Origin of the sequence: Neobacillus drentensis (assembly GCF_036965645.1) — a bacterium.
Taxonomy (GTDB): domain Bacteria; phylum Bacillota; class Bacilli; order Bacillales; family Cytobacillaceae; genus Neobacillus; species Neobacillus drentensis_D.
In genome coordinates, this window is the sequence record NZ_JBALPZ010000147.1 from 2,866 (window position 1) to 10,593 (window position 7,728).

Annotated in this window: 7 protein-coding genes; 1 reads left to right on the plus strand and 6 read right to left on the minus strand. The window is 39.2% G+C overall.

The annotated features are described in order from the left end of the window. Nucleotides 1–48: 48 nt before the first annotated feature. From V7266_RS24555 to map, 3 genes are all read right to left on the minus strand, one after another. Complete coding sequence (locus V7266_RS24555) at nucleotides 49–1,017, minus strand: ring-cleaving dioxygenase (RefSeq protein ID WP_335471788.1); 969 nt, start codon at nucleotides 1,015–1,017, stop codon at nucleotides 49–51. A 13-nt stretch (nucleotides 1,018–1,030) separates the two neighbouring features. After that, nucleotides 1,031–1,636 (minus strand): alpha/beta hydrolase, encoded by a 606-nt coding sequence (locus V7266_RS24560; RefSeq protein WP_335471789.1) that lies wholly within the window; start codon nucleotides 1,634–1,636, stop codon nucleotides 1,031–1,033. A 318-nt stretch (nucleotides 1,637–1,954) separates the two neighbouring features. Further along, nucleotides 1,955–2,695: a type I methionyl aminopeptidase gene (map, locus tag V7266_RS24565; RefSeq protein WP_335471790.1), complete on the minus strand. Its 741-nt coding sequence runs from the start codon at nucleotides 2,693–2,695 to the stop codon at nucleotides 1,955–1,957. A gap of 187 nt (nucleotides 2,696–2,882) precedes the next feature. On the opposite strand from map, the gene V7266_RS24570 reads away from it, so the two are divergent. Then, a complete protein-coding gene (locus tag V7266_RS24570) occupies nucleotides 2,883–4,214 on the plus strand; it encodes a D-serine ammonia-lyase (RefSeq protein WP_335471792.1) in 1,332 nt (443 codons plus the stop codon). A 42-nt stretch (nucleotides 4,215–4,256) separates the two neighbouring features. On the opposite strand, the gene V7266_RS24575 is transcribed toward V7266_RS24570, so the two are convergent. The 3 genes from V7266_RS24575 to V7266_RS24585 form a co-directional block, all read right to left on the minus strand. Then, complete coding sequence (locus V7266_RS24575) at nucleotides 4,257–5,753, minus strand: pyruvate kinase (protein WP_335471793.1); 1,497 nt, start codon at nucleotides 5,751–5,753, stop codon at nucleotides 4,257–4,259. 242 nt (nucleotides 5,754–5,995) lie between these two features. Continuing rightward, complete coding sequence (locus V7266_RS24580; RefSeq protein WP_335471795.1) at nucleotides 5,996–7,354, minus strand: arsenic transporter; 1,359 nt, start codon at nucleotides 7,352–7,354, stop codon at nucleotides 5,996–5,998. Nucleotides 7,355–7,544: 190 nt separating this feature from the next. Then, nucleotides 7,545–7,728 (minus strand): hypothetical protein (locus V7266_RS24585; RefSeq protein ID WP_335471797.1); only part of this gene is annotated, 184 nt, incomplete at its 5' end.

Here is a 7,728-nt window from a genome sequence, read left to right on the forward strand (position 1 = left end):
TACCTACACAACTTACATTCAAGTCATTTTTTCAGTTTAACTATGACATCAAATTAATTCAAGAGGACGTAAGTTTGCTTCAATTTCTTCACGTTTCGGTTCTAAAAATGGAGGTAATGCCAGTTTTTGACCCATCGTTTCCAGTGGTTCGTCTGTTGCAAAGCCAGGTGTATCCGTTGATAGTTCAAACAAGATACCATTAGGTTCTCTAAAATATAGTGCTTTAAAATAATATCGTTCTACCTTACCAGAACTGGCTATCCGGTGTTCCTTTAAACGTTGAGCCCATAAATGATATTCGTCCTCATTAGGTACCCGGAAGGCCACATGATGAACTCCGCCTCTTCCAATTCGTGCCCGCGGTAAATCTGGTCTTGGTTCAATATGGACCTCTGCTCCGCTGCCGCCTTCTCCAGTTGCAAAAACCAAAATATCTGGATATTCCCCTTCTAGTGATGGATAGGAACTGACAAATCGAAATCCCATTACTTCTGTAAGAATACCGATCGTTGGTTCAGCTATGCTGACAGTAAGTGTGACTGGACCTAATCCAATTATGGCATGTTCAACTGGGATATCGTCCCGTTTCCAAGGAATACCAGCACTAACACCAGTTTCCCCATTATCTGCAACTAGAATTAGGCGGGTTCCTTCAAAGTCTCGAAAAGCTAATGTTTCGCGGCCAGCCCTTTTTACAATTGAGTCATGTTGGATTCCCAATTGGGTAAAACGTTCATTCCAAAATAACAACGCATCTGTTGTTTTTACTCTTAAAGAGACTGTGGAAATATCTGAGGTGCCTCGATAGGAGTGGCCTAGGCCTGGAATATCAAAGAATGTGACCTCAGTACCTGGAGTTCCCTCGGCATCCGCATAGAAAAGGTGATAAGATTCGGTATTATCTTGATTGACGGTTTTCTTAACTAATCTCAAGCCTAAAATTTTCGTATAAAATTCGTAGTTTTTCTCGGCTTTTCCTGTCAAAATCGATACATGATGCAGTCCTAATAATTCCATTTTTTAAACCTCCTTAACTAACAATTCCTTTATACCATTTGGCTGCTTCCTCTACTTCTTCTCTGGTTAATTGATGTCCTCGATTTTCCCAGTGCAGCTCTACGGATGCGTTGGCATCTTGAAGTAATGCTTGTAATTCTTTGGATTCCAATGGTGAACAAATTGGGTCGTTCGTTCCTGCAGCAATAAACACATTGGTTCCCGCTAAGTCAGGAAGTTCGATTCTTCGCGGAACCATTGGATGATGAAGGATCGCACCTCTCAGGGCATCTTGATAGTGGAATAATAGGCTTGCTGCAATATTCGCCCCATTCGAATAACCGATGGCTATGATATTTTTTCGATCAAACTCATATTTTTGTGCTGCTTCATCAAGAAAATCATTTAATTCTTGAGTACGGAAGACAAGATCCTCTTCATCAAATATACCTTCCGCAAGTCTTCGGAAAAAGCGGGGCATTCCGTTCTCTAATACATTTCCACGAACACTTAGTACGGATGCCTCTTCATCAATCATTCCAGCCAGCGGTAAGAGATCTAATTCATTTCCTCCAGTTCCATGAAGTAATAGTAAGGTTGGTTTTGCAGGGTTTTTTCCCTTTTGAAAAATATGTTTCATCTATATTCTCCTTTCAAACTCTATAATGGGATCGTCATTTTTATTTAACCCAGATGATCATTCCATTTGTTCATTAGCCATAATACATAGCACATCTTTTTTGCTAGTATTTCCAAATTCGTTTGATAATTATTTTGAAGTTAATTATCTTGAATATGAGATAATTGTAATACATCTAGTGGTGCTTCGTCAACAAAAAACACGCTGAGTTTTATTCAGCGTGTTCCTCCTGGCTTTAATAATGACTAGCAGTTTTTTCAAGACCGCCAGGCTTTTAATGAAAAAAAAGCGTACATTCATACGCTCTCCATAAAATCATTATTTGGTTAAAATGATTGGTCCATCCTTTGTCACAATCAAAGTATGTTCATATTGTGCGACAAAGCTTTGCTCTGTTACATACGTCCAGCCATCATCCAATTGGAATACTTCCTCGTCATGGGTAGAAATAAACGGTTCAAAGGCAATGACCATTCCTTCTTTCAACAGCCCGTGGTCCGAGGTTTCATTATAATTATAGATATACTCTGGTTCTTCGTGAATCGTACGTCCAATTCCGTGACCGGTAAGGTTCATAACAACGGTTAATCCGTGCTGACGTGCAACTTGATGGACGACCTTACCCATTCCAGTTATTCTAGCACCCGGCTTTACTTTTTTTAGCCCTGCCTCAAAGGCTTCTTTGGCAACATCGCAAATCTTGGTAAGGATCTCTTCGCCCTTGCCAACTACAATGGAAACACCGGTATCTGCAAAATAACCATTTTTTGAACCAGAAACATCAATATTCACTAGGTCCCCTTCTTTGATAATGCGATCTCCAGGGATCCCGTGAGCCACTTCTTCATTTACACTGATACAAGTATAGCCAGGAAAATCATACTCCCCTTTTGGTGCGGAGATAGCACCTTCTTTTTCAAAAAGTTCTCCTGCGAGATCATCAAGTTCTTTAGTGGTGACACCTGGGACAGCTCTTCTCACTAGTTCATCTCTAATCGATGCAACGATTCTGCCTATTTCCCTTAAACTGTTAAAATCCTCTTCTGTTTTAGCAATCATTGGTCTTGCCCCAATCTTTATAATTTATTATTAAAAACCACATAACTTAGATTTTACTCGTCCTTTCGTAAAAATCCAAGTATTGTTGATTGTTCATATTTTTTTGAAAATAGTATTTGGTCTTCACACCCCACACGCTAGGAATGATAAACTATAGATAGTAAATCTAAAACATGGAGGGGAAAATGTGAACCTCGTAGAGATTGAAAGTTTACTTGACGCCCAGGCTCTCACCCTGCTTGAAAAAATGAAGTTACATGAGGAAGTCTTTTGGTTGAATCCGAAAATTCAAACCGCTCAAAACCGCTTGGAAGCCGCTCCGCTCACTATGGAGGACATTCGAGACGCGGAAGAACGATTGAAACGTTTTGCTCCTTACATTGCTCGTGTATTTCCTGAAACAAGAGCAACACACGGAATCATTGAATCCAAATTAGTCAAAATCCCAGCTATGCAAAATAAATTAGTAGAAAGTTACAATCAGCAAGTGTTAGGGGATATTTGGTTAAAATGTGACAGCCACCTCCCCATTTCCGGCTCAATTAAAGCAAGAGGCGGTATATATGAAATCCTCAAGCATGCAGAGGATTTAGCCATTGGACAACAGCTTCTTCGCAAGGATGATGATTATTCCATTTTAGACAATGACGAATACCGCCGATTTTACTCACAATATCAGATTGCAGTAGGGTCCACCGGTAACCTGGGATTAAGCATTGGGATTATGAGTGCCAAATTAGGATTTAAGGTAACCGTCCATATGTCAGCGGATGCGAAACAATGGAAAAAAGATTTGCTCAGACAAAAAGGCGTCAGAGTAATTGAATATGAAGCGGATTACAGTAAGGCAGTGGAGGCTGGCCGTATACAGGCAGAAAAAGACCCCCATTGTTATTTTGTAGATGACGAGAACTCACAGCATTTGTTTCTCGGATATGCCGTGGCTGCCTTAAGGTTAAAAAATCAACTAGATGAGCTTCAGATTAAAGTCGACGAAGAGCATCCCTTGTTTGTTTACTTGCCTTGTGGTGTGGGCGGTGCTCCGGGTGGTGTGACGTTTGGGTTAAAACAATTATTTGGAAACAATATACACTGCTTTTTCGCTGAACCAACACACTCCCCATGCATGTTACTTGGATTAATGACAGGACTCCATAACAAAATTTCCGTCCAAGATATAGGAATTGATAATATAACCGCCGCAGATGGACTTGCTGTTGGAAGACCTTCCGAATTCGTCGGCAGAATCATCGAGCCAATTTTAAGCGGAGCGTATACAGTCAAAGATGAGGAGTTATTTAAACTTTTAAAAGATCTAGTGGAGACAGAAAATATAAGATTGGAACCTTCGGCTCTAGCTGGGATGATTGGCCCTGTTAAACTAGCACAAACAGGGACGGCGTTTTTACAAAAGAATGATTTACTAAAAAAACACCCTGTTCATATCGTTTGGGCGACAGGCGGTAGTATGGTGCCAAACCAAGTAATGGAAGATTACTATAAAAAAGGATGTAACTAAAAAAAATAGCAGCCTGCCTATATTGGTTCATTTAGGCAGCTGCTATTTTTTAAATACACCAAATTGGGATGTTAAGTCTGTTAGTGTTTTTTGTCTAGAAGGAACTCCCCCAGAATTGAGTAATTTCACCAGCATTTTCAGCGCATCTCCGACAAAAGGGCCTTTATTTAACATGATGCAGTTTGCCCGACTCCCATAGGCAGCATCGGTGATCTCTGCGCGTGAGGGGATCCCATTTTTTGTAAGCTTCTCCAATACCCCTGTCGCCCATATAACGGGTGTGTAAGCTGCAGAACAGATGGTTAAAATCTCATCCTGCACAAATGATAAATTTTCAGGATCCACCTCAACAGCTAAGTCTCCCCTCGCCAGCATAATTCCAAATTTCTTAAAATGTAATCCTTCTATAAGGATTCTCGACAAATGATGGACCGCATCCTTTGTTTCAATTTTAGCGACAACCCCAATATCAGTTCTATTAAGTATTAGTAGTTCTTGATGTAACTTTCTCAAGTCGAGCGGTGAATGGACAAAGGAAATCCCTAAAAGATCAGCGTGTTTAGTGATAAACGGGATATCTTCCAAATCTTTCTCAGTTAGTGCCGGGAGATTTAAGCTCAAGAGTGAATCAGGTAAATTTAAACCCTTCCCTTCTTTAATCCGTAATGGTTTGGCCGCAGGGGCTTGAATCTCCACTTCGATAAATTCCTTGAAAACTTGTGTGGCCACTCCATGAATTTTACCATCATCGATATAAATAGAATCGTTTATCCGAACATTTCGGAAGGCCTTTTCCAATGTGACTGGGACACCGGCAGGAATATCCTCTGAAGCGCAATGCCCTGCGGTATCGGAATTCAAATATAGTCGCAGCAGATCCCCTTTGATCACAAAAATTGGACTATTCGGCAGCTTTCCGATTCGTACCTTGGGACCAGCTAAATCCATATATATTTTACATTCCTGATGATGATACTTCCCTTCCAGCCTTAGTTTTTTCTCTGCAAATCGGATAGCATCAATGATTTGCTTCCATCTTACTTTCTCATCATGAGCACAATTGATTCTGGCAATATTCATTCCATTAACTAACAGTTCTTCCAGCAGGCTTGGTTTGCTCAAGATTTTTGAATCTACTGTAACCATAATAGCTGGTTGATTCAGTTGCGTTCTAACTCCAAAAAGTTCATCTGTCCGCTTTTTTAATATGCCTCTAGAAACTTCCGGAGTTGGAACTTTTAGATATTTTTGCGAGGGTAATGTGATATTTAAATAGGATAATATTTTTTCAAATGTATATAAAAGATGTGTATGTGATTGTAATAGATCGGCAAAACCTCTATCCATTAATGATTGACGAATATCAAGAAAGTTTTGTTCACGAAGTCCTAGATACGAAATCAAATTGTCCCGACAAATGCTTGCATCGTCCTGCAGAGGAAATGGTTCCTCTATTTGATGACTGGATTGAAGAATTTGATGATAGACACTAAGGATTCGTTGTGAAAATCGATCTTGATTTAGTTGGGATTGATCCATGTCCCTTTCACATCCTTGTGTACTAAACTATAGGCTGAGTTAATCTAATCTTGGACGTTGATTTTTGCTCCAATCAACATTGTCTCAAAATCATCAGTACCTTTAACAGTGCCAAACTATAAAAAGTTTCCCCATAAACTTAGTATTCATAAAAATAAAAAGTGTGTAGAAATCTAATTCATACAGAATAAAAAACAAGTTTAATGAACAGAGATCTCTTCATTAAACTTGTTTAAGTGGTTTTATTTTACAAAAAAGAGTAAAAGCCATAGATACAAGCTGATTAAGGTAAAGACTAATGTTGGCGGTATGACGATTAAAGTAACTTTAATGTATTCTGCCCAAGTAATCTTAATTTTGCTTTTCTTCAATATATGCATCCATATTAGGGTTGCCAAGGTTCCTATCGGGAGAATAAGGGATCCAACATCGCTTCCAATTATATTGGCTAAATACACCGTTTTCATAATTAGAGGGTCAAGACCCATGTCAGTCAGTGCCAAGGTTGAGACCATCAGTGCAGGATGATTGTTAAAAATGTTTGACAAAAATGCTGTAATGACGCCCATGGTTAAACTGGCATGGAAGAAGCTATCATGAACAAGTGGTTTTAGATATTCGATAAGATAAGCAGTTAAACCTATATTGTGTAAGCCAAAAATGATCACGTACATGCTGAAGGCAAAAATCAAAATGTGCCAAGGAATTTTTTTAATGACATCCTTGGGAGTAACTTTTAAATAAATCCATCTCCACATCAAAAGTATGAACGAACCACAAACCGCTACCAAGGAAACCGAGATTCCTATAAAAGAGGCGGCGAAAAGACTTATTCTTACAATAAAAACGAAGATTAACATTTTAATCATAAGATTCTTTTGCTGGTCGAAAAGACTATCTGCATTTTTTTGCAGCGGATGGAATGGGCGGTTTCTTTGCAACGGAATCGAGTATGAATGGAACCGGATTTGGGGTGGAATATTTTTTTTGAAGACGAGGAACAGCAAGTAGGATAAGAATAATAGGCCTATTACTCCTGGTACAAACATCATTTCAGTTTGTAGATAAAGGTCCATTCCAATAATTTTCAATGCAATGAGATTTACAATATTGCTTACACCAATGGGGGCGCTTGATGCAGTTGCAATTAAAGCACCACTTAAAAGATAGGGGATTTTTTGTGCGTTTTTAAGTTTTAAATTATTTAAAATTAAAATGAGGATCGGTGTTGTAATCAGAATACTTCCATCGTTATTAAAAAATAACGTCATTAAAAAGCATAAAAGCAAGGTATTCCAATATAAGCGGTATCCGGATCCTTTTGATAGTTTAAGCATAAGCGCGGCAGTCCAGCTGAAAAAGCCAATGCTCTCAAGAACGATTGCCATAACGATCGTGGCAATTATCGTAATCGCCGCCCCAGTTACCTTGGAACTTATGTCAAGCAAGTCCCCCGTTGTAACGCTTCCACTTAAAAAAACAAGTACAGCTCCAATGGTCGCTGGTATGGCTTCATTTATATTTTTGGGACGGATAAAGATCATGACCATTGTGAGGAGAAAGGCAAATATCGTGACAATCACCGTCATTTGATGATACATAAAAATGAATTTACTCCCTTCGTTTAGTCTCCTTCTGTAATTTTTCCGTTTATTCATATCTTGTCCTTTGCAATATAGTACGTCCAAAATGATGGCTTGTTCTAAACGGATATCCCGTAATGAAACAAATCAGCATCTAACTATATATTTTGGTATGTAGTTAACATGTAGTTTTATTGGAGATTGTAACTTAGCGAATAAATAGAAAAACCGATACATGAGTATCGGTTATCTCTAATGGTGGTGGGTAGTACTTATTATCTAGGTCCTTTTGGTCCCTTAGGCCCCTTAGGTCCTTTTGGACGACCGCTGCCATGTGAGCCACTGCCTTTTGAGCCACTGCCTGAGCCACTGCCTGAACCGCTGCCTGAGCC